Raw genomic sequence first — 22,127 nt, 5'->3', positions numbered from 1 at the left:
CGGGAGGACGGCGATCGTCCGATCAGCGAAATAATGTATCCGCCGCCACATTCCACAATCGTGGCGATGAAGCGCCCAGCAAGCCTCTTCGCAGATCCCCTACCATATAGGGCGATCCATCGAGCCGCTGGCAGCATCCTCCCGCTTCGTTGAGAAACAGCGTCCCCGCCGCATGATCCCAAGGAAGGGTGCGGGCAAAGACCGACACATCGTTCTGCCCCAGCACCAGCCGCGGATATTGCTCCGCCGCGCACCGGGGAATGTCCACCAGCGAGAAATTGCCCTCGGCCCGCCGCTGAATGTCGGCGCGCTCTTCAGGCGTCATGAAGTAAACGGCCAGCGCCGCCACCGGCAGAGCGTCATCGCTCTCGCGCGCCTGCACCCGCTCGCCATCGATATGACTGCCAGCGCCCAGTATGGCGTGGCACAGGCGCCCCGTCAGCGGGTCCAGTATCCATCCGGCCAGCGTGGCACCCTCATCGGCCAACGCGATCATGATGCCGAAAGGTGGCCGTCCAGCCGCGAAATTGCCAGTGCCATCGATCGGATCGACGATCCAGTTCAGCCCCTTGCCTGCGCGCTCCAGAATCGCGGGATCGGCGGCGCAGGCTTCCTCGCCGATGACGCCCGCTTCGGGCAGGATGTTGATCAGCCCGTCCGCAAGCCGGACCTCGCTTTCCTTGTCCGCGATGGTGACAAGGTCGTCGGCCGCCTTCTCACTGATTTCGTGCGCGCGCAGATTCTGGTAGCGCGGCATGATGACGTCGCGCGCAACGTCGCGCATCAGGGCGATGACCGGCTCATGCAGTTCGATCGGCATCAGCTGCGATAATCCGCGTTGATCGAGATGTATCCGTGCGTCAGGTCGCATGTCCAAACCGTGGCGCGGCCTTCGCCAAGGCCCAGATCGACGCCGATCTGGATATCCTGGCCTTTAAGATGCGCGGCGACCGGCGCCTCGTCATAGCCTTCGACCGCCAAGCCGCCCGACGCCACCTGCGTCGCGCCGAAACGGATGGACAGCTTGTCGCGGTCCGCAGGCTCACCCGCCTTGCCCACCGCCATCACCACACGCCCCCAATTGGCATCCTCCCCGGCGATGGCCGTTTTGACCAATGGTGAATTGGCGATGGACAGCGCAATACGATGCGCGCTCGCGTCGCTTTCCGCTCCCTCCACGCAAATCTCGATGAACTTTGACGCGCCTTCGCCGTCACGCACCACCAGATGCGCCAGTTGCAGGCATAGGTCGGCAAGCGCGGCGTAGAATGCGTCGGCACCCGCATCGTCCATCGACGTTAGCCGCGCATTGCCCGCCTTGCCCGTAGCGAAGGCCAGCACCGTGTCGCTTGTCGAAGTGTCGCTATCTACCGTGATGCAGGAGAAAGTCCGCCGGTTCGCTGATGATAGCATCTGCTGCAACAGTTTGGGCTCAATCGCTGCATCGGTGAAGATATAGCCAAGCATCGTCGCCATGTCCGGCGCGATCATGCCCGACCCCTTGATGATCCCCACCAACTCTACTCGCGTACCGCCGATCATCGCGCTTGTCCGCGCGCCCTTTGCATAGGTATCGGTCGTCCCGATGGTGTTTGCTGCTTCTTCCCAGCCACAGGCTTCTGCGGAAAAGGCTGCTTCCAGCCCCGCCTCTGCCTTGTCGACAGGCAGCGGCACGCCGATCACGCCGGTTGAGGAAATGAATACGTCCGATGGCAGGCAACCTACATGATTAGCGACCTTCGCCGCGATCGCCTCCACTGCCGCCCGCCCCCGATGACCGGTAAAGGCGTTGGCATTGCCCGCATTCACCACCAATGCCCGCGCGGAGCCAAGTGGAATTGCGTCGCGACACCATTCGACCTCGGGCGAGGGGCACTTGCTCTGCGTCGTGACGCCCGCGACCGCCGTGCCTTCCGTCAGTTCCACATAGGTCAGGTCGCAACGATCCCAATTTTTGTACCGCGCCCGCGCCACCCGCGTAGTCACCCCGGCGATGGCGGGAAGGTCAGGAAAAGCTGCGGGGGCGAGGGGAGAGCGCTGTGTCATGACGGCCGATTAGCGTATAATGCCTGTCCGTCAATCACTCCGGCTATGCAAAGGCATCAACTGCTCTTAATTGACTATCCCACGCCCAAACCCTAAATCGCCGCGCATATCCGTGCGCTTGACCTGAAAAGTCTTGCGCCCCCCTTTTGTCAGGAACTTGCATGTTCGGCGCACTCGCCAAGTCAGTCTTCGGATCGTCCAACGACCGCTACGTCAAGTCGCTGGGCAAGATCGTCGAGCGCATTGCCTCCTTCGAACCCGCCATTTCCGCCATGAGCGACGAGGATCTGTCGGCTCAGACCGTCCGTTTTCGCGACCGCCTGGCGCAAGGCGAGACCCTGGACGACCTGCTTCCCGAAGCGTTCGCCACCGTTCGCGAAGCCGCCAAGCGGACGCTGGGGCAGCGCCACTATGATGTGCAGATGGTCGGCGGCATCGTCCTTCACCGAGGTGAGATCGCTGAAATGCGCACGGGCGAGGGCAAGACGCTCGTCGCGACGCTCGCCACTTACCTGAACGCGCTGGAGGGGAAGGGCGTCCACGTTGTTACCGTGAACGACTATCTCGCCAGCCGTGACTGCGACTGGATGGGGCAGGTCTATCGCTTCCTGGGCCTCACAACCGGGGTTATCGTCCCCAACCTGTCTGAAGATCAGCGCCGGGAGGCCTATAGCGCCGACATCACCTACGCGACGAACAACGAACTCGGGTTCGACTATCTGCGCGACAACATGAAATATGACCGCGCATCGATGGTGCAGCGGCCCTTCAATTTCGCGATCGTCGATGAGGTGGACTCGATCCTGATCGATGAAGCGCGTACCCCGCTGATCATCTCCGGTCCTACCGACGACAAGTCGGAGCTTTATGTCGCTGTCGATGCGATCGTGAAGCGGCTTGATGATGCTGACTACGAGAAGGACGAAAAGCAGCGCACCGTCACCCTGACCGAGGATGGCACCGAAAAGATCGAGCGCATGCTCGAGGATGCGGGCCTGCTTGAGGGCGCCAACCTCTATGATTTCGAGAACACCGCTGTCGTCCATCATGTCAATCAGGCGCTGCGTGCGAACGTCATGTTCCGCCGCGACATTGATTACATCGTCAAAGATGGCAAGATCATCATCATCGACGAGTTCACTGGCCGTATGATGGAAGGCCGTCGCTGGTCGGACGGCCTGCACCAGGCGGTCGAGGCCAAGGAAGCGGTCCAGATCGAGCCGGAAAACCAGACGCTGGCATCGATCACTTTCCAGAATTTCTTCCGCATGTATCCCAAGCTGGGCGGCATGACCGGCACGGCGGCGACCGAAGCGACGGAATTCTACGAAATCTACAAGATGAACGTCGTCACCATCCCGACCAACCGCCCGGTGCAGCGTGTTGATGAGGAAGACAGCTTCTACAAGAATCTGGAAGACAAGTTCCGCGGCATCGCCCGCACGATCCGTGAGCATCAGGAAAAGGGCCAGCCGGTCCTTGTCGGCACGGTATCGATCGAAAAGTCGGAAATGCTGTCCGAATTCCTGAATCAGGAAGGGGTGAAGCACGCCGTCCTCAACGCCCGCTTCCATGAAAGCGAAGCGCATATCGTGGCGCAGGCGGGCCGCAAGGGCGCGGTGACTATCGCCACGAACATGGCCGGTCGCGGCACCGACATCAAATTGGGCGGCAACCTGGAGATGCGCGTAGAGGACGAACTGCGCGACATGCCCGAAGGGCCAGAGCGCGAAGCCGCCATCGCCCGCATCGAGGCCGAGATCGAAGCCGAGAAGGCGGAAGTGCTCGCGGCTGGCGGCCTGTTCGTGCTGGCCACCGAACGCCATGAAAGCCGTCGCATCGACAATCAGCTGCGCGGCCGTTCAGGGCGTCAGGGCGACCCTGGCCTGTCGCGCTTTTACCTCAGCCTCGACGATGACCTGATGCGCATCTTTGGCCCGGACACGATGTTCGCCAAGATGATCCGCTCGAACCTGGAGGATGGCGAGGCGCTGCCCCCGTCCAAATGGCTCAGCAAGGCGATCGAGACCGCCCAGAGGAAGGTCGAGGCGCGCAACTACGACATCCGCAAGCAGGTCGTCGAATATGATGACGTCATGAACGACCAGCGGAAGGTCATTTACGAACAGCGCAGCGACATCATGGACGCTGACACAGTCGATGATGTCGTGACGGACATGCGCCGCGAAACCGTCAACGACCTGGTCGGCGCATCCTGCCCGCCCGGCACCTATCCTGAACAATGGGATATTGATCGGCTCAAGGATCGCGCTGCCGAAATTCTCGGGCTGGAGCCGGATTTCGATGCTTGGATGGCGGAAGACGCCGTGGATCCCGAAATGATCGAGGAGCGCCTGAACGCTCTTGCCGATGAAGCCGTTGCCGAGAAGGTGAAGGAGATCGATCCGGAAAACTGGCACATGATCGAAAAGTCGATTCTGCTCCAGAGCCTGGATCATCACTGGAAGGAGCATCTTTCCACCCTCGACGCGCTTCGTCAGGTCGTCCATCTGCGCGCTTATGCTCAAAAGACGCCGATCAACGAATATAAACAGGAAGCCTTCGCCCTGTTCGAACGCATGCTCGGCAATATCCGCGAGGACGTGACTGGCTCGATCGCGCGCGTTCAGTTCCGCATGGAAGAGCCGCTGCCGGAATTCGATCTGCCGGTGTTGCCGGACTTCATCACCACCCATATCGATCCCTTCTCGGGAGAGGATAACAGCGGCGACATCGACGCTGGCCAATTGGGCAGCATCACGACGACCCTTCCGCGCCCGCCTGTCGGCAATGCGCAGCCCGGCGAGTTCGCCAATCTCGACATCAGCCGAAATGCGCCATGTCCCTGCGGGTCAGGTCAGAAATACAAGCATTGCCATGGCGCGCTGGCCTGAGCTGGGGTGATTTGATCAATCTGAATCAGTCTGACATGCGAGAGCAGGCATCAAGATTAGTGAGCGTCTCGCATATCCTTTCAGATGCAAAATAGGCAGGACAAGCGAGCGCTCGCTTGTCCTGGCAGGCGGAGACAGCGATCTGCGCTATGCAAGATCACATGCTCCCTCCGGCCCTCGCCTGGTTCAGCTGCTGCATAAGCTGGACCATGCTTTACTCGGCGCGTTTGTCTCCATCATTTTTATGGAGCTTTGCCCAAAGATCAGCAGTGCCCGCTTCCTGCGCCTTCGTCACATATTGCGCCGCGACCAGCCATCCCTTGATCGGCCGCAGGGGAAGTATCGTGGTGAGGATCAGTACGGGAATGCCAACGGCAATGTGTACCCAAAGCGGCGGACGGGCCATTATTTCCAGCATCACGATGAAGATGACGCCGGGGACACAGGCGAATAATTGCACGAACACCGCTGGCCCGTCTGCGGGGTCGGCGAAGGAATAATCCAGCCCACACACCTCGCAATGATCGCGCACCGTCAGGAATCCGCGGAATATGTGACCATCGCCACATCTCGGGCATCGGCCCAGCGCGCCGGTTTCAATCGCCGAACGGCGCGGCCAGTTGCTGACGGGCTCAACCATGTGCTTTTTCCCTTTGTTCATCATCTGGCCCCCGTGTCGCATGCTGCCATGTGATGAAAAGATTGCCTAATGCAATTGGCCTTTTTGTCTCACCCATCGACTTTAAACGGCGTTCAAGTACTTGCCCCGAAATGACGCTACGTCACTGGGGAGATATGCCAATCTCTGGATTGCCCGCGTCGACTTATTTTGCTAGACGCCGGGCCGATTTGGATGCCCGACAGCATACAGATCGCGCCCCCGGCATCCCTTGCCCGGGGGCGCTCTTTCACTGGCGGTCGCGGTTCAATGCGCCCGTTTTTCAGTGCCGGGGTCACCGGGTATTTCAAAATTTTCCATGGCGTCGTGCAGAACTTGGTCAGGTGATGAGGCCGCGGCCAACGCCCTCACCTTATAGCGCAGTGCAAGTTCCCGATGAGCGGCAACTTCTTCAGCAGGCGCATGTCGGGCCAAGGCATTGTTTGCCTTGGCGGCTTCCTCCCGCGCACGCCGGAAAAAATAAGGTGCGTCCATATCGCCTGACATCGCAACCTCCGCTTGAGAGACTGCTTCATAGCATGATGGTAAATAAGCATCCTTGATGCGCATCAAGTTGAGGCGGAGATGTGGTGCGCGATATGGTGTGGCGGACAGGGTGGGATTCGAACCCACGGTGAGCGTAAACCCACGGCGGTTTTCAAGACCGCTGCCTTAAACCACTCGGCCACCTGTCCGTGCGAAGCTTCCTAGCGAAGCATCCGGGTAAGCCAAGCGCAAAATGACCGAAATGTCATTTCAGCGCGTTCTTGCAGAATGTTGGCCACGAGAGGATTTCACCGCCCCATGTCGCTGTGCCACAAAGGGGCAAGGGAGATTCTCTAATGCGTTCAACCATTCATTCGCTTCTGCTGCGTTTCGCCGTGGTTTCGGTGGGAAGCCTGATGGCGGGGCCTGGCATGGCGCAGGACATGGGACAGGACGCCGGGTTTCGCAGCTATCTTGAAGCCCTGCGCCCGAAGGCCAGCGCCATGGGGATTCGGCCGGCGACCCTCGATTCCGTGTTTCCGACGCTCACGCCCAATCCTCGCGTCGTTCAACTTGACCAGAGCCAGCCGGGGGGAGGGGCCTATTCTCCCATTCCCGATTTTGAACCCTATCGACGCAAGCATGTCGATGCCGCCCGCATCAGCCGGGGGAGGACAGCCTATCTTGCCAACCGCGCCCGGCTTTCCCGGATAGAGGCAGAGACAGGCGTTCCTGAAGAGATCATGGTCGCCATCTATGGCCATGAAACCAACTATGGTTCCTATACGGGTGATTTCGACCTCATCCGATCTTTGGCGACGCTGTCCTATGAAGGCCGTCGCCGCAGCCTGTTCGAACCTGAACTGCTCGCCACGCTCAAGATGCTCGACAATGGCGTGCCGCGCAGCCGGCTCGTGGGCAGCTGGGCAGGGGCGACAGGGTATCCGCAGTTTCTTCCCAGCGTCTATCTGCGCCTGGGGAAAGACGGCGACGGCGACGGGCGGGTCGATATCTGGAACAGCGAAGCCGATGCACTGGCCTCCATCGCCAATTATTTCGTGAAGGCCGGATGGCGGCGGGGTCAGCCGTGGGGGGTCGCCGTGTCGGTGCCAGCGGGATTCGACCGGGGGAGCGTAACTGCACGGACCGCGCCCGCCCGATGCCCGCGCGTTTTCAACCGTCACAGCCGATGGCTGACCATGGCCGAATGGCGTAGCCGTGGGATCGTGCCGACAGGCGGAGGCTGGCCTGCGGACAGCGTGATGGCGACGCTGCTGGAACCCGATGGTCCTGGCAAGACGGCCTATCTGCTCACCAGCAATTACCGGGCGATCCTCGATTATAACTGCTCGAATTTCTATGCGCTGTCGGTGGGGCTTCTGGCTGACGCGGTCAGGCAATAGCAGCGCAAGGGGGCTTCCTCCTGTGCCAGGCCTCTTGAGAATGTGTCTGTCATGGCTAATGACTGGGGCAGGCATTCTTTCATCCCGAATCCATCAGTGCGAAGGCAGTCCTCATGAAAAAGTCCGTAGCCGCCATCCTCTTTGTCGGATTGCTGGCGCAGCCGCTCACGGCCGCCGCTCCACCTTATACGAGCGAAGCGCCCATCGCATATATGAAGGACCTTTCCTCAGGCGCGGTGCTGTACGACAAGGGTGGCGAGACGCGCATTCCCCCTGCGTCCATGGCGAAGATGATGACGGCCCATGTCGCATTCCGCCTGATCCAGAAGGGGGATTTGAAGCTCGACACGAAATTCACCGTGCGCCCCGAAACGTGGAAGCAGTGGCACGGCCCTGCTGCGGGATCGACGATGTTCCTGTCAGCCGGGGAGCAGGTCTCGGTGGAGAACCTGCTGCACGGCATCGTCACGCTTTCGGGCAATGATGCTTGCGTCGTGCTGGCCGAGGGCATCGCCGGAACGGAGCAGGCGTTCGTCGCGCTGATGAATGACGAAGCGGAGCGGCTCGGCCTGAAAAACAGCCATTTCGGCACCAGCAACGGATGGCCGGATGAAGGCGTTACCTATGTCACCGCAGAGGATCTGGCCCTTCTGGCGGAGGCGACGATTGAAGAAACGCCGGATCTCTACAAACGCTTCTACGCCACGCGCTCCTTCACTTGGGGCAAGACGATGGGCGGAGCCGACATCGCGCAGGGCAACCGTAATCCGATCCTGGGCAAGATCGCGGGCGCCGACGGGCTGAAGACCGGTCATACCACAGAAGCAGGCTATGGCTTTACTGGCTCTGCCGAGCAGGATGGGCGGCGCCTGGTGATGGTCGTCGCGGGCCTGACCAGTTTCAACGGCCGCATCGCCGAATCGGTGCGCTTCATGGATTGGGGCTTCAAGGCATGGAAAGCCCAGCCGCTTTTCAAGAAGGGCCAGACCGTCGAAACGGCGGAGGTTCAGCTCGGCAGCGCCACCAGTGTGCCGCTGGTTGCACCGCGGGATATGGCGGTGACGCTGCCCCGCACCGCTTCCGGCAATATTTCCGTTAAGGTCGCTTATACCGGCCCGATCAAAGCGCCCATTGCCAAGGGGCAGAAGGTCGCCGAGCTTATCGTTTCCACGCCCGACACGCCGCCGCAGGTGCTGCCGCTGGTCGCTGGCGAGGATGTGGCCGAGGCTGGTATATTCGGGCGGCTCTGGAACGGCCTGAAGTCTTTCTTCGGGTGACTCGGGGCCGTTTCATCAGCTTGGAAGGCGGGGAGGGCGCGGGCAAATCAACGCAGTTGCGCGCGCTGGCAGATGCTTTGCGCGGACGGGGCATAGAGGTGGTGGCAACCCGCGAACCCGGCGGCAGCGCTGGCGCAGAAGCGATCCGCGCGTTGCTCCTTACTGGACATGCGGATCGCTGGAGCCCTCGCGCCGAAGCGCTGCTTTTCGCAGCTGCCCGAGCGGACCATGTCGAAAAAACCATCCGCCCAGCGCTGGAGCGAGGCGCGTGGGTTCTGTCCGATCGCTTCCTGGACAGCAGCCGCGCTTATCAGGGTATGGGTGACCTCAGTGACGCCGACATATTGGAACTTCACCGCATCGGCAGCGGAGACTTTCTGCCTGACCGCACATTTTTCCTCACACTGTCGAAAGCCGAAGCACAGCAGCGCGCATGGTCGAGGGACGGGGAGGCGACGGATCGCATCGGCGGTCGTGACGCTGCCTTTCACGCCCGCGTTGCAAGCGCCTTCGCCAAGTTCGCCGCGCAGGAGCCTGGCCGCATACGCACCATCGACGCAGCGGGTCATCCTGAAGCCGTGACCTCGCGCCTCATGGCTGCGCTAAGCGACCTCATTCCATGACCATCATTCTCGGCCACGACGCACAAGCCGACATGCTGCTCGCCGCCGCGCGCAGCGGTCGCATGCATCATGGCTGGATACTGGCTGGCCCTCGCGGGATCGGTAAAGCGAGTTTTGCGCGCGCCCTGGCCATGCGCCTGCTCGCCGAAGCCGCTGGCCCCGCGCCCGAAGGGGCGGGTCTTACGGTCGCCACCGATCACCCGATCCGCAAGTTGGTCGAAGCGGATGCCCATCCAGACTATGCCGAACTTTACTGCCTGGAAAAGGAAAGCGGCACCGCGCGCAACATTTCGGTGGATCAGGTGCGCGGTCTCCAGCGGTTGATCCAGTCTGCTCCGTCACTCTCGTCCCGCCGCATCGTTATGATCGACAGCGCCGACGATCTTGAACGCGGCGCGGCCAACGCACTGCTCAAGACCCTGGAGGAGCCGCCGACGGACATGCTCTTCCTGCTCGTCAGCCATGCGCCCGGCCGCCTGTTGCCGACCATCCGCTCCCGCTGCCGCACCCTTCGCTTCGATCCGCTGGGTGAGGAGGCGATGCGCACCGTCCTGCGTCGTGATCAGCCAGACCTGCCGCCCGACGAAATCAATGCGCTGGCCGCTCTGGGCGAAGGCGCGCCGGGCAAGGCGCTGCGTTATGCGGGCCTCGACATAACCGACATTGACCGCATGCTTCGCGTCATCTCGACGGAAGGCGACCCTGGCAATCGCCACCGCCTGATCCTGGCCAAAGCGCTGTCGGGCAAAGCGGCTCGCCCGCGCTACGAGGCTTTTCTGGAACGCGTGCCCGCATTCATCGCCGATGCCGCCCGCCAACGCAGCGGCCCCGCCCTCGGCACTGCGCTTGAACGGTGGGAAGCGGCCCGCCAACTGGCAGGCGGCGCGATCATTCTTTCGCTTGATCCTGCCGCCGTCGCGTTCGAACTTGCCGGCCATGTCGCCGCGCTCGCCCCTGATCCGCGCTGAAAAGCGGGCTTTGCGAGAGCAGCAACAGCCGCTAGGGAAGGCCCATGTCGCAGCCTTTCACGATCACCACCGCCATCAGCTATCCCAACGGCCGCCCGCATATCGGCCATGCCTATGAGGTAATCGCCACTGATGCGATCGCGCGGTTCCAGCGGATGACGGGTCGTGATGTATTCTTCCAGACCGGCACGGATGAGCATGGCCTGAAAATGGCCCAGGCCGCCCGCAACCGAGGCATCGAACCGCATGCGCTAGCCGATGAAATGTCCGGGTATTTCAAGGATATGAACGACAGGCTGAATATCAGCTATGATCGGTTTATCCGCACCAGCGAGCCTGATCACCATCGCGCGTCTCAGGCCATATGGCAGGCGATGGAGGCGAATGGCGACCTTTATCTGGGGCGCTATGAGGGCTGGTACTCGATCCGCGACGAAGCCTTCTACGACGAAAAGGAACTGGTTGACGGGGACGGCGGCGAAAAGCTGTCGCCACAGGGCACCCCGGTCGAATGGACCGTCGAGGAAAGCTGGTTTTTCCGCCTGTCCGCTTATCAGCAAAGGCTGCTCGACCTTTACAACAGCCAACCCGATTTCATCCAGCCCGACAGCCGCCGCAATGAAATCATGCGCTTTGTGGAAGGTGGCCTCTCGGATCTCAGCGTTTCGCGCACCAGCTTCGACTGGGGCGTTAAGGTGCCGGGCAATGACGGTCATGTCATGTATGTATGGGTCGATGCGCTCACAAATTACCTGACCGGCTGCGGATATCCCGACGATGCTAATCGCATGGCGCGCTACTGGTCGGAAGGCGGCGATATCACGCATATTATCGGCAAGGATATTGTGCGTTTTCATGCCGTTTACTGGCCAGCGTTCCTGATGAGTGCAAAGCTACCGCTGCCCAAGCAGGTCTTTGGCCACGGCTTCCTGCTCAATCGGGGCGAGAAGATGTCGAAATCGGTCGGCAATGTCGCTGACCCGATGGAACTGGCCGATCGTTTCGGCGTCGATCAGCTGCGTTATTTCCTGCTGTCCGAAGTCACGTTCGGCAATGACGGCAGCTATAGCGCCGAAGCCATTGTGGCGCGCTCCAACAGCGATCTGGCGAACAGCTTCGGCAACCTCGCGCAACGGACCTTGAGCTTCATCGCAAAGAATCTCGAAGGTCGCCTGCCGCAGCCTGCGCTTCAGGATGTCGATAGCGACCTGCTCACAACCATCGCGGGCGCGGCTAAGAGCTTTCAGGCAGCAATGTCCGATCTGGCGCCATCGGTAGCGATAGAGGCATGGATGCGGGCTGTCTTCGCCTGCAACGCCTACATCGATGTCCAGGCGCCCTGGGCGCTCCGCAAGACCGACCCCGCCCGTATGGAAGCCGTGCTGGCGACGCTGTACGAAGCCATTGCCGGACTTGCCATCATCATCCAGCCTGTCATCCCGGCCAGCGCGAAGGCGCTGCTGGACCAGATGGGGATAGGCGGGGAAGGGCGGACTTACGGCGCGATCGGTTCCGATTTCTATGCCCAACTGTGTGCCACCGGCTTTATCCTCACTCCGCCCAAGCCTCTTTTTCCCCGCCTTGAATTGAATGAAGCGGACGCCTGAAGTCATGTTCATTGATAGCCATTGTCACTTGAATTACAAAGGCTTGGTAGAAGATCAGCGGAATGTGCTTGAACGCGCGCGGCTCACTGGCGTCGATGTGATGCTCAACATCGCCACCCGGGAAAGCGAGTGGGATGCCGTCATTGCGACGGCCGAACGCGAACCGGACGTATGGGCGACTGTGGGCATCCACCCGCACGAGGCCGACGAACATCCGCATGTAGATACCGCCAAGCTGGTGGAGCGCGCCGCTCACCCGCGCGTGATCGGCATCGGCGAAACCGGGCTGGATTATTATTATGATCACAGCGACCGCCAGCGTCAGCAGAACAGCTTCCGCGCCCATATCTCGGCATCTCGCGAAACCGGTCTGCCGCTGATCGTCCATACCCGCGACGCGGAAGAGGACACGCTCGAGATTCTGGGCGATGAAATGGGAAAGGGGGCCTATCCCGGCGTCATTCACTGTTTTACCGCAAGCGACGCGTTCGCCGACGCGGCGCTGGACCTTGGCTTTTACATCAGCATTTCCGGCATAGTGACCTTCAAGAACGCGAAGGATCTCCAGCAAACGGCGGCCCGCTTGCCGCTCGACAGACTGCTTATCGAGACGGACTCGCCGTTCCTCGCGCCTGTGCCCCATCGCGGCAAGCCCTGCGAACCAGCCTTCGTCGCTGATACTGCCAACTTCCTTGCCAACCTTCGCGGACAAAGCGTCGAGGAATTGGCCGACGCGACTTCCGCCAATTTCCGAGCGCTGTTCAGCAAGATCGGGGCCTCGCAACACGCATGAGCCTCAAGCTGACCATCCTGGGCTGCGGCACTTCGTCGGGCGTGCCCCGGATAGGCAATGATTGGGGAGCATGCGATCCTGACGAACCGAAGAACCGGCGCACTCGGGTCTCGATCCTGGTGGAAAGCCCGACGACGCGCATTCTGGTCGATACGTCCCCGGACATGCGTGCTCAGCTATTGGGTGCGGACGTCATCCATATAGACGCCATTTTATGGACCCATGATCATGCTGATCACAGCCACGGCATTGATGATGTGCGCCAGCTTTTCCATCACCGCCGTGCACCCGTGCCGAGCTACGCTCGCCGCCAGACGCTGAAGTTGCTGAAAGAGCGTTTCGCATATGCCTTTGAAGGGCGACAGGGTTATCGCCCGACGATCGAACCGCATGTGCTGCCCGATGGCCTGCGCATTGGCGATATCGACATCGCCTGCACCGACCAACCTCATGGCGAGATATTCTCCACTGGATTCCGGTTTACGCACAACGGCAATTCCATCGGATATGCTACTGATTTCCATGCGTTAACGCCCGAGATGATTGCGCTATATGACGATCTGGACATTTGGGTGGTCGATGCGCTCAGGGAAAAGCCGCATCCCACCCATCCCCATCTGGCCCTCACGCTCGACGGCATCGCTGCCGTCCGGCCCCGCCGCGCCATCCTGACCCATATGGATCAAAGCATGGATTATGCGGCGTTGCGCGATAGCCTGCCCGATGGCGTCGAACCGGGTTATGACGGTATGATGGTCCAACTCAAAGGGGAGGGGAGCTGACGGCATGAACGGCGACCAAGCGATGTCCAGCCTCTGGTATGTGCTGGCGCTCGTGCTCGTCGGATCGGCCCTTGTTGCCCGTCGCGGGCCTCGGCATGGCATGATCCGTATGGCGCTGCTTTGGGTCGTTATCTTCGCGCTCCTGCTTGCTCTTTTCAAGATGGGGGAAGGGGCAGGTCTCTTTTCCAGCAGGATAGACGATAAGGGCGGAAACCTCGCCGCCAATGTCGGGACTGATGCACCCTTGCCGCCGGTAAGGGCCGAGGGACAGGCCCTGCGTATCCCGATGGCGCCCGATGGCCATTTTTGGGTGGAAGGCAGCGTAAACGGAACGCCCACGCGCTTTCTTATCGATAGCGGCGCCAGCATCACCGCCCTGTCGGTCACATCCGCACGCGCCGCCGGTCTTAATTTCGACCTGGCCGCGCCGGGCGTGCCGATGCTCACGGCCAACGGAAAGATTGACGCCAAGCGGTCATCCATTTCCACGCTGTCCATTGGTCCGATACGGTCGAGCGACTTGCCGGTCGTCATCTCGCCCGCGTTTGGAGAGGTCAATGTCATTGGCATGAATTTGCTGTCGCGGTTGAAAAGCTGGGGCGTGCAGGACGGCGAAATGGTGCTGACACCATGACGGCCACGTTGCCCCATCGCCCGCCCACGCAGCGGGAACGACTGAAGGCGATCGTCGGCGGATCGACCGGCAATCTGGTGGAATGGTATGACTGGTATGCCTACGCTGCCTTCACCCTCTACTTCGCCCCGCATTTCTTCCCTAGCGAGGATCGCACCGCGCAGCTTCTAAGCGCGGCGGGCATTTTTGCGGTTGGTTTTCTGATGCGGCCGATCGGCGCTTGGGCGATGGGCGTCTACGCGGATCGGCACGGGCGAAAGAGCGGCCTTACGCTGTCCGTCGCGCTGATGTGCGCTGGCTCACTGCTCATCGCGGTGACGCCGGGCTATGAAGTCATCGGTGTTGGCGCGCCAATACTCCTTGTCGTCGCGCGTCTTATCCAAGGCCTGTCGATTGGTGGCGAATATGGCGCCAGCGCGACCTACCTGTCTGAAATGGCCGGGCGCGACAGGCGCGGATTTTACTCAAGCTTTCAATATGTTACTTTGATTTCTGGCCAACTTGCCGCAATCTGTGTGCTGCTTGTTCTCCAGGCCGTGCTTAGCGATCAGCAGCTGGACGATTGGGGCTGGCGCATACCGTTCCTGATCGGGGGTGGTCTGGCGGTTGTTGTCTTTTGGTTGCGCCGGGGCCTGGACGAGACACAGAGTTTCAAAATTGCGAAGGCGGAGGGAGCGCCACGCTCCGGTTTTATCGAACTCATAACGAAGCATCCAAGGGAAACGCTGACGGTGATGCTCCTCACCGCAGGCGGAACGATCGCCTTTTATGCCTATTCGATCTACATGCAGAAGTTTCTGGTGAACACCAGCGGGCTCAGCCGCGAATCTGCGTCGCAAATCAATGGTATAACATTGTTTGTTTTCATGCTGTTGCAGCCCATCGCAGGGGCATTGTCTGACCGTATCGGTCGCAAGCCACTGATGATCGCTTTTGGCGTCTTCGGCTTGCTATTCACCTATCCGATCTTTGCTACGCTGGCTGAGACGCGCAACCCGTTGGTCGCCGGGCTGCTGGTGATGGCGGGACTCATCATCGTTACCGGTTACACATCGATCAATGCGGTGGTCAAAGCAGAGCTTTTTCCGGCCCATATTCGTGCTCTTGGCGTGTCGCTGCCATATGCGTTGGCCAACACGCTGTTCGGCGGCACGGCGGAGTTTGTCGCGCTGTATTTCAAACAGATCGGGATTGAGGAAGCCTTCTATGTTTATGTCACGGTGATGATCGGGATCTCGCTGATCGTGTACATCCGTATGCGAGATACCCGACAGCACAGCCTTATCCGAGAGGACTGACGAGACCGTGGCGGGATATTGAATTTAACATAATCCTTATTATCGGACAATTAAGATTCATCGCAGGCTGGCCCTCTCTCCCGTCAGCTATTATCCTCTGAGATCGCTCGATAGATCAGGACACACATGACCTCCAATGCAAAGGCGAGCCCCGCCGACATCATGCCGCTGGTGAACGTCATGGCCCGGCTGCGCGACCCGGAGATTGGCTGCCCGTGGGACATCCGACAGGACTTCGCCAGCATCGCGCCTTATACGATCGAAGAAGCCTACGAAGTCGCCGACGCCATAGAGCGTAACGATATGCCAGCGCTCAAGGATGAGTTGGGCGATCTGTTACTCCAGGTCGCCTTCCATAGCCGGATGGCCGAACAGGCGGGCCACTTCACGATTCAGGATGTCATCGACGGTGTCACCGAAAAGATGATCCGCCGCCACCCGCACATTTTCGGCGATGCCATTCCTCGCGAGCATGGCCATACCCAATGGGAAACGATCAAGGCGGCTGAACGCGCCGAGCGCGACACTGATGGCAGCGCCCTTGCAGGCGTCGCGAAGGCTCTGCCCGCCCTGCTTCGCGCTGAAAAGATCCAGAAGCGCGCGGCCCGGGCAGGCTTCGATTGGCCTGACACGCAGGGCGTGATCGCGAAAATCGAGGAAGAGTTGCAGGAGGTCCACGACGCCGCGTCTCCCGAAGAACATCATGAGGAAATCGGCGACCTATTGTTTGCTGTCGTCAACCTGGCCCGCCACCTGAAGGTCGATGCAGAAACCGCCCTGCGTTCGGCCAATGCCAAATTTGAAGCGCGCTTTCGCATCATGGAAGATATCGCCCGCGAAGAGTTTGCTGCTCTGTCGCTGGATGAAAAAGAACAGCTTTGGCAGCGCGCCAAGCATCGCCTCGCCCAGCAATCGCCTGTCAGCTAATCATCGGCCCGTTTCCGAAAACGGGCAAGCGCTGACTCCGATAGCCGAACATCGACGACCATATCGCCCTCCGAGGCGTGGCTGTGGATCACCTCACCATGTTCATGCAGCCATGCGAGAGCTGCTCCATCCGACAGCGACACATGAAGCTGATGCACCTGCGCCCCGGCAGTCAGTCGGCTGCTGATCTTGCGCTGCAGGTCGTCCACCCCTTCACCCGTGAGGGCGGAGAGAATCACGACATCATCGCGTCGGGCAGCCATTTCCCGCACCAGGGCAGCCGCATCATCATCCAACAGATCGAGCTTGTTCCACGCTTCGATGATTGGCGGAGGTTCGACGGCTTCTTCCCCACCTTCGAGTGCGCCCTCACCCGCCAGGCCGAGTTCGCTCAGTACGTCGATCACATCATCCCTCTGCGCATCGCTGTCGGGATGTGCGATGTCGCGAACATGGATGATGAGGTCGGCGGACAGCACCTCCTCCAATGTCGCCCGGAATGCCGCGATCAGTTGAGTCGGCAGGTCGGACACAAACCCCACGGTGTCGGAAAGGATCGCCTTGTCCAATCCGGGCAGCGCAATCTGGCGCATCGTGGGGTCCAGCGTGGCGAATAGCAGATCCTCCGCCATCACATGCGCGCCCGTCATCCGGTTAAAGAGGGTCGATTTGCCAGCATTGGTGTAGCCGACCAATGCGATCACCGGCCAAGGCGCGCGTTGCCGCCGCGCCCGATGCAGGCTCCGCGTGCGCGTGACCTGGTCCAGCTCGCGACGAATCTTCGCCATCCGGTCGCGAATCATGCGACGGTCCGCTTCGATCTGGGTCTCGCCCGGCCCGCCCAGGAAGCCAAAACCGCCTCGCTGCCGTTCCAGGTGAGTCCAGCTGCGGACCAGCCGGCCTGCCTGATAATCCAGATGGGCCAATTCGACCTGAAGTCGCCCTTCATTGGTGGCGGCGCGCTCGCCGAAAATTTCCAGGATGAGGCCAGTCCGGTCGATCACCTTGGCTTCGGTCGCCTTTTCCAGATTGCTCTGCTGAACAGGACTGAGGGCATTGTCGATGATGACCAACTCGGCCTGCTCGGCCCGCGCCAACGTGGCGATCTGGTCAACCTGACCGCTGCCGAACAGCGTTGCGGGCTTGCGATCACGCACGCGAAAGGCTTGCGCCGCGCGCACATCAATGCCGATCGCCAGCGCAAGGCCCTTTGCCTCTTCAAGTCGGGCGTCGCTGTCGCGGCGCTCGATGCCATGCGTTTCGGCGCGCACGACGATGGCGCGCGCGCCACGCGATACTTCATCATCAGAATCGCGATTGAATACCGCCATAAGCGCCTAACGCATCAGGCGCCGGCCCGCTTCATCAGAAAGCGGGCCGAACGACCAGGAATGGATCAATCCTCGCCCTCGCCTTCGCCGCTCAGGTCGAGCGCGTGGAGGGGTTGAACCGTCGAGATAGCATGCTTGTAGACGAGCTGGACCATGCCGTCGCGTTCCAGCAGCATGCAGAACAGGTCGAACGCGGCGATCTCCCCCTGAAGCATCACGCCGTTCACCAGGAACATCGTCACCGGGCTGCCCGACTTGCGAACGGCGCTCAGGAAGATTTCCTGCAGCAATTTCGGTTTCCCATTGCCCTCGCTCGCCTTGCGCAGATCGGTCAGGTCCATGGACTGGGCGGGCATGACGGTAGAGATCGCATGCTTGTATACCAGCTGCGACTGGCCATCGCGCCGCAACAGGACGGAAAAGTTGTCAAACCAGGTGATGATGCCCTGCAGCTTCACGCCCTTGACCAGAAACATGGTCACCGGCGTTTTGCTCTTGCGCAGGTTGTTCAGGAATATGTCCTGAAGATTATTGAGTTTTTCTGCCATGGTCTTCGCCTTATTGGCGGGACGTTACCCGCTCTCGCACCCCTGGGCAGGGTGTCTTGCCTGCTCCCGCCTGCCGGAAGCGATGGAGAAGCTACCGCAATTGCGAAGGGCCGTCCATTCCCCAGATGCGGTATTGCTTCACCAACTTGGTCAGTTATCCTTTCCGTCGGTGATGCCCAGCAGCTTGAGCTTGCGATGCAGCGCTGACCGCTCCATCCCGATGAAGGTCGCCGTCCGCGAAATATTCCCTGAAAAGCGCCTGATCTGGATGCGGAGATATTCGCGTTCGAAACTCTCCCTGGCCTCGCGCAGCGGGGCGCCCATGATGGCGGACTGACCCATTCCCTCGCCGGAACCGTTGCTGGTCAGTTCGCTGGGCAGCATGTCCAGTTCGATCCGTCCGATCCGCTCGCCCGGAGCCAGAATCATCGTCCGCTCGATGACGTTACGCAACTGGCGAACATTGCCGGGCCACTCATTGGCCTGAAGCGCGGCCATGGCGTCACTTGCGATTTCCGGCGATGGTACGCGGCGGTCGGCCGCAAAGCGCGCCAGATAATGTTCGACCAGCGGCGGAATGTCATCGCGCCGTTCCGACAGTGGCGGGATTATCAGTGGCACGACATTGAGACGATAGAACAGGTCCTCGCGGAACCGGCGTTCTTCGATCTCCACGCTCAGGTCGCGCGCGGTAGAGGAGATTACGCGCACATCCACCTTGACCTGCCGTTGCCCGCTTACGCGGGTAAAGCTCTGGTCGGTCAGGACGCGCAATATCTTGCCCTGCGTTGTCAGCGGCATGTCGGCTATCTCGTCCAGATACAGCGTGCCGCCGTGCGCCTGCTCAAGATAGCCGGGGCGGACGAGGCCGCTGGGGTCCTCCACGCCAAACAGCTCCTCTTCGACGCGGTCGGGGTCCATGCGCGCGGCAGCGACTATGACGAAGGGCGCATCGGCCCTGCCGCTCCAGCTATGGAGCATTCGCGCTGCTATTTCCTTGCCAACACCGGCAGGGCCGGAAATCAGAACCCGGCTTCCCGTTCCTGCGACCTTCTTGATCGTCGCCCGCACGGCGTTGATGGCGGTCGATGTTCCGGTAAGTTCGTCGTCCTGGCCAAAACGGGCACGCAACACCTGGTTTTCGCGACGCAGTCTTTCGGTTTCGGTCGCGCGAGAAACGAGGTGCAGCAAGCGGTCCGCCTCAAACGGCTTTTCGATAAAGTCCGCCGCGCCCTTGCGAATTGCAGCCACGGCCGTGTCGATATTGCCATGACCCGAAATCATCAGCACCGGAATGCTGGGGTCGCGCCGCTTGATCTCGTCGAGCAGCTCCAGCCCATCGAGCCTGGATCCCTGCAACCACACGTCCAGCAGGACCAGCGACGGCCGCCGGGCGTCCAACGCTTCGATCGCGCTGTCGCTGTTGGCGGCCGTGCGGGTGGAAAAGCCTTCATCCTCAAGCACGCCCGCGACCAGGTCGCGAATGTCCTCTTCGTCATCGACTACCAGAATATCAAGCGCCATTGGCTGTCATTTTTCCCTTGGGCAAGGCGAGAACCTGCCCCTCTTCCAATTTTTCAAGCGCGGCGACAGGAAAACGCAACGTCACCCTCGTCCCCCCGCCGTCCGCATCGCCCAGGCGAATTTCGCCCATATGTTCTTCAACGATCTTCTTGACGATGGCGAGCCCCAGACCGGTCCCCTTGCTGCGCGTCGTCATATAGGGTTCCAGCACCCGCTCCCGTTCCGGCGGCAGGCCGATGCCGTCGTCCCGGACTTCGATGAGCAGATTGCCATCGTCCTGCCCCAGCGTCATGCTGACATGCCCGCGCGCGCGACCATCGGCAGGTTCAGGCTTCGGCTCGATCGCCTCCACCGCATTCTTGACGATATTGGTCAGCGCCTGTCCCAGTTGCCGCCGGTCGCAGACCAGTTCAATATCGGAGGCTTCATCGCGAAATTCAAACCGGATATCGGAATGCGCAACCTCATGGAGGAAAAGTGCGTGGCGAGCGATGTCGGCGACCGCCTCGCGGCGGAACACCGGCTTGGGCATGCGCGCGAATGATGAAAATTCGTCAACGATACGCCGCAAATCCCCTACCTGACGGACGATCGTCCCGGTGAGCCGCGTGAAGGTGGCCTTGTCGCTCGTGATCTCCTGGGCATAGCGTCGCTGCAAGCGTTCGGCGGCCAGCTGGATGGGGGTTAGCGGGTTCTTGATCTCGTGCGCAATGCGGCGTGCGACGTCTGACCATGCCGCGCGGCGCTGATCGGACAATTGCTGTGTGATATCGTCAAAAGTCAGGATATGCCGCGACGCGTCTTCCGAAACCTTGACTGCCAGCGTCCGAACTTCGCCATTGGCGCGCGCCTGGACGATACCGGCCCCCTCCTCCGACGCGATGAGCGCCGCCAGCTCCGGCGAAACAGCCGTCAACGGCCGTCCGACCGGGTCATCCCCTTCCCTGACCAGAATGGCGGCGGCGGAACTGTTCAGGAGGAGAATGATGCCCTCCCGATCGACAGACAGCACCCCTGCGGAAACGCCTGACAGGATCGCCTCGATGAAGGCGCGACGTTCGTCGAGTTGGCTGTTTGCCGCCACCAGCGCGCCGGTCTGAGCCTCCAGCCGCTGGGTCATCCGATTGAACGCTGACGCGAGGGTGCCGATTTCGTCGCGCGCCTGCGGATTGGTGACGCGCGCCGACAGGTCACCCGCCGTGATTCTACGCGCCGCCGTCACCAGTTCGTTGACCGGCCGGACCATCCAGTCGGCAACCGCCAAGGCGATGTAGACCGCAATGCCGACGAGCAGCAGCGAGCCGACGAACAGCGCCATATTGAACCGCAACTGCAACGCGCGGGACTGCGCCGCGAATATGTCGTAGTCTGACAGCACCTTCTGCGCTCGCTCGACATTGCTGAAAGCCGTCGAACCGGAATCGCGCGTCGCATAGAGATATATTTTCGCGCCGGGATAGAGCAGTGTGACGGCTTCGATCTGGTTTGGTTTCGCGGCGACGACGACATTTTCGCCTTTTTCCAGTCGCTTGATCGCTTCTTCTGACAGCATCTCGGAAGCTGGCCTGCTGTCAGGATCGACCGTGGCGGCGGTGCGGGCGACTCCATCCTGGCCGACTTCGATGATCGCCGACCGGTTCAGCTTTCGCGTTACGACCTGATAGATATAGCCTTCTGCAAAGCGCGGACTGGATACTTTCGACTGGGACAGATAGTCGCGCAGATCGCTGGCCATCGTTACGGTTTCGTCGCCGACCTCCCGCAAATTCTGCTCATAATAGCCGCGCGCAAGGTCGCTCGCATTTTGCAGCATCCCGCGCGCGCTGTCGGAAAACCAGAACTGCACGCCATATTGAAACAGCAGCGATGCGAAAATCACCACCAGCAGCATCGGCACGCTGGCGACGATCGAGAACATGGCGACCAGCCTGACATGAAGCTGCCCATCGCTGCCTATCGCCGACTGCGCCGCGCGCCGTTTTGCGACCCGCCGTCCCAGCAGCACGAGCAGCGCAATCGCGGGGACGAGGTTGCCGACCAACAGCAGGGCGACGATCGGCGGCGTCAGCAGGGTGTAGGACTGCCCCTGTCCTGACAGCAGGAAATAGGTGAGGCCCGCCGTGCCAACGAAAAGCAGAAGGGTGACCGTTTCGACCAGGGGGGCGAGGCGACGCCTAAGGAAAGGCGGAAAATATCTCTTCCATGCCCGGCCTCGCGTGGAGAGAGTCACTGCACCTTCCATAGTGGCTTTCTTACAACAACACCGTGCTTGATCCAACACAGTTGTTTGGTGCGCCAATCCCTTTGCCGGACGCCGCTGTCGCCTCG

General features: G+C 60.9%; 19 protein-coding genes and 1 tRNA gene. 11 read left to right on the top strand and 9 right to left on the bottom strand.

Annotation, left to right across the window (positions count from 1 at the left end):
• Window positions 1–22 precede the first annotated feature (22 nt).
• The gene (locus K663_RS07665; RefSeq protein ID WP_062116166.1) at window positions 23–820 is read right to left on the bottom strand and encodes an inositol monophosphatase family protein; all 798 of its coding nucleotides are present in this window, start codon (window positions 818–820) and stop codon (window positions 23–25) included.
• Entirely contained in the window at window positions 820–2,046 is a 1,227-nt protein-coding gene (argJ, locus tag K663_RS07660) for a bifunctional glutamate N-acetyltransferase/amino-acid acetyltransferase ArgJ (protein ID WP_062116162.1), read from the bottom strand. Before argJ ends, K663_RS07665 begins: the two co-directional genes overlap by 1 nt.
• Before the next feature lie 161 nt (window positions 2,047–2,207).
• Between argJ and secA the strand changes: the two genes are divergently transcribed.
• Entirely contained in the window at window positions 2,208–4,940 is a 2,733-nt protein-coding gene (secA, locus tag K663_RS07655) for a preprotein translocase subunit SecA (protein WP_062116159.1), read from the top strand.
• Window positions 4,941–5,154: 214 nt separating this feature from the next.
• On the opposite strand, the gene K663_RS07650 is transcribed toward secA, so the two are convergent.
• From K663_RS07650 to K663_RS07640, 3 genes are all read right to left on the bottom strand, one after another.
• Window positions 5,155–5,580 (bottom strand): DUF983 domain-containing protein, encoded by a 426-nt coding sequence (locus K663_RS07650; protein WP_062120554.1) that lies wholly within the window; start codon window positions 5,578–5,580, stop codon window positions 5,155–5,157.
• A 285-nt stretch (window positions 5,581–5,865) separates the two neighbouring features.
• The gene (locus K663_RS07645; RefSeq protein WP_235589544.1) at window positions 5,866–6,168 is read right to left on the bottom strand and encodes a hypothetical protein; all 303 of its coding nucleotides are present in this window, start codon (window positions 6,166–6,168) and stop codon (window positions 5,866–5,868) included.
• Between the two features lie 35 nt (window positions 6,169–6,203).
• Window positions 6,204–6,293 (bottom strand) — tRNA-Ser (locus K663_RS07640).
• A 147-nt stretch (window positions 6,294–6,440) separates the two neighbouring features.
• Here K663_RS07640 and K663_RS07635 point away from each other — a divergent pair.
• The 10 genes from K663_RS07635 to mazG all read left to right on the top strand — a co-directional run bounded on the left by K663_RS07635 (window position 6,441) and on the right by mazG (window position 16,396).
• A complete protein-coding gene (locus K663_RS07635; RefSeq protein ID WP_062116155.1) occupies window positions 6,441–7,487 on the top strand; it encodes a lytic murein transglycosylase in 1,047 nt (348 codons plus the stop codon).
• A 113-nt stretch (window positions 7,488–7,600) separates the two neighbouring features.
• The gene (locus K663_RS07630) at window positions 7,601–8,764 is read left to right on the top strand and encodes a D-alanyl-D-alanine carboxypeptidase family protein (protein WP_062116152.1); all 1,164 of its coding nucleotides are present in this window, start codon (window positions 7,601–7,603) and stop codon (window positions 8,762–8,764) included.
• Window positions 8,761–9,387: a dTMP kinase gene (gene tmk / locus K663_RS07625; protein ID WP_062116149.1), complete on the top strand. Its 627-nt coding sequence runs from the start codon at window positions 8,761–8,763 to the stop codon at window positions 9,385–9,387. The genes K663_RS07630 and tmk overlap by 4 nt, the downstream gene beginning before the upstream one ends.
• The gene (locus K663_RS07620; RefSeq protein ID WP_062116146.1) at window positions 9,384–10,355 is read left to right on the top strand and encodes an AAA family ATPase; all 972 of its coding nucleotides are present in this window, start codon (window positions 9,384–9,386) and stop codon (window positions 10,353–10,355) included. Before tmk ends, K663_RS07620 begins: the two co-directional genes overlap by 4 nt.
• A gap of 44 nt (window positions 10,356–10,399) precedes the next feature.
• Window positions 10,400–11,962: a methionine--tRNA ligase gene (metG, locus tag K663_RS07615; RefSeq protein WP_062116144.1), complete on the top strand. Its 1,563-nt coding sequence runs from the start codon at window positions 10,400–10,402 to the stop codon at window positions 11,960–11,962.
• Between the two features lie 4 nt (window positions 11,963–11,966).
• Complete coding sequence (locus K663_RS07610; protein WP_062120548.1) at window positions 11,967–12,755, top strand: TatD family hydrolase; 789 nt, start codon at window positions 11,967–11,969, stop codon at window positions 12,753–12,755.
• On the top strand, window positions 12,752–13,537 hold the full coding sequence (locus K663_RS07605; RefSeq protein WP_062116141.1) for an MBL fold metallo-hydrolase: 786 nt from the start codon (window positions 12,752–12,754) through the stop codon (window positions 13,535–13,537). The genes K663_RS07610 and K663_RS07605 overlap by 4 nt, the downstream gene beginning before the upstream one ends.
• Before the next feature lie 4 nt (window positions 13,538–13,541).
• Window positions 13,542–14,171 (top strand): retropepsin-like aspartic protease family protein, encoded by a 630-nt coding sequence (locus tag K663_RS07600; RefSeq protein WP_062116138.1) that lies wholly within the window; start codon window positions 13,542–13,544, stop codon window positions 14,169–14,171.
• The gene (locus K663_RS07595; protein WP_062116135.1) at window positions 14,168–15,469 is read left to right on the top strand and encodes an MFS transporter; all 1,302 of its coding nucleotides are present in this window, start codon (window positions 14,168–14,170) and stop codon (window positions 15,467–15,469) included. The genes K663_RS07600 and K663_RS07595 overlap by 4 nt, the downstream gene beginning before the upstream one ends.
• Window positions 15,470–15,595: 126 nt before the next feature.
• Complete coding sequence (mazG, locus tag K663_RS07590; protein ID WP_062116132.1) at window positions 15,596–16,396, top strand: nucleoside triphosphate pyrophosphohydrolase; 801 nt, start codon at window positions 15,596–15,598, stop codon at window positions 16,394–16,396.
• Here the strand turns inward: mazG and hflX are convergent.
• From hflX to K663_RS07570, 4 genes are all read right to left on the bottom strand, one after another.
• Window positions 16,393–17,727 carry a GTPase HflX gene (gene hflX, locus K663_RS07585; RefSeq protein ID WP_062116129.1) on the bottom strand — a complete coding sequence of 445 codons (1,335 nt, stop codon included), beginning with the start codon at window positions 17,725–17,727 and terminating at the stop codon, window positions 16,393–16,395. The two genes, mazG and hflX, sit on opposite strands and share 4 nt — an antisense overlap.
• A gap of 65 nt (window positions 17,728–17,792) precedes the next feature.
• Window positions 17,793–18,275, bottom strand: coding sequence for an RNA chaperone Hfq (gene hfq, locus K663_RS07580; protein WP_062116126.1), 483 nt, complete (start codon window positions 18,273–18,275; stop codon window positions 17,793–17,795).
• Between the two features lie 150 nt (window positions 18,276–18,425).
• Window positions 18,426–19,799 carry a nitrogen assimilation response regulator NtrX gene (gene ntrX / locus K663_RS07575; protein ID WP_062116123.1) on the bottom strand — a complete coding sequence of 458 codons (1,374 nt, stop codon included), beginning with the start codon at window positions 19,797–19,799 and terminating at the stop codon, window positions 18,426–18,428.
• A complete protein-coding gene (locus K663_RS07570; protein WP_062116120.1) occupies window positions 19,789–22,041 on the bottom strand; it encodes a sensor histidine kinase in 2,253 nt (750 codons plus the stop codon). The genes ntrX and K663_RS07570 overlap by 11 nt, the downstream gene beginning before the upstream one ends.
• Window positions 22,042–22,127: the final 86 nt, after the last annotated feature.

Source organism: Sphingobium sp. MI1205 (genome assembly GCF_001563285.1).
Lineage (GTDB): Bacteria > Pseudomonadota > Alphaproteobacteria > Sphingomonadales > Sphingomonadaceae > Sphingobium.
This window is presented reverse-complemented; position numbering and strand designations above follow the sequence as displayed.